Here is a 919-nt window from a genome sequence, read left to right on the forward strand (position 1 = left end):
CCCCCAGACCGTGGGGGCTCTCCAGGCTGGCGCCGCCCAGCTCGAGCCGGTCCACCAGCTCCCACTGGCCCTGCCGCCGGATCTCCAGCAAGGAGCGCCAGCGGCCGGATCCGAGCGTCTCGCCGTCGGCGCTGCGCCCCAGCCGCACCACCTCGGCCCCCAGCCAGCTGGCCCCTTCGGCCAGCTCCACCCGGCAGGTCTGCTGGAACAGGCCGTCCCGGAAGACCACCAGCTCCTGGGGCAGCCACTCCAGGTCGGCCCCCGCGGCGAGGCGGAAGTCGAGGGTCTGAAAGGTCCAGCTGCCGGCGGGGACCCGCCGGGAGCGGCCCACGGTTCCGTAAACCTTCTGGGCCGCCACGCTGGTGATCAGGGCCCGGCTGCCGGCGCCCAGCTCGGCCTCGATGGCCAACTCATCCCCCCCCACCAGGCCGCCGCCGGTGTGCAGCAGGGGCAGTTGGCAGCGGCCATCGCCGGCGGCGAAGGCCCGCTGAATCTTCAGCGGCGCCGTCGTTCCTCCCTGGTGCCGGGTGGCCCCGTCGGCGCCGCCGGTGGTTTCGAAACGAAGCCGGGCCTGGGCTCTCCAGGGGGCGGGAGCGGTGAGCTGCATGGCGGTGATCGTGGGACCCCGGGGGCCTGGATTTGGTAGCGCCCGACACAGGGCAGCCGGCCAACGGCTGGCCAGGCTGCACCATCCACCCTCCCCACCTGGCCCGCTCCATGCCCGGCCCCACGGTTCCCGACGCCACGCTTTCCGGCGCGACTGTTCCCGACTCCGGCGTGCCCCTGGTGCTGGTGCGGCACCTGCGTCGCGGCGTGGCGCCAGGGCCGGATTCAGCGGCGCCACCGGAGGCTCCGTTGCGGTTGCCGCTGCGGGCCGACGAGCGCACCAGCCTGCGGGGCCATCGCCGCAGCGCCTGTG

Annotated in this window: 1 protein-coding gene and 1 pseudogene; one reads left to right on the plus strand and one right to left on the minus strand. The window is 74.9% G+C overall.

From position 1 onward, the window contains the following. Positions 1-607, minus strand: a 607-nt coding sequence (locus tag VB737_RS07305; RefSeq protein ID WP_500312254.1) for an urease accessory protein UreD, incomplete at its 3' end; no start/stop codon positions are given. 110 nt (positions 608-717) lie between these two features. Between VB737_RS07305 and VB737_RS07310 the strand changes: the two are divergent. Next, positions 718-919: pseudogene (locus VB737_RS07310) on the plus strand (hypothetical protein); the annotation flags it as partial.

This window comes from Synechococcus sp. BA-120 BA3 (assembly GCF_034931285.1).
GTDB lineage: Bacteria > Cyanobacteriota > Cyanobacteriia > PCC-6307 > Cyanobiaceae > Cyanobium.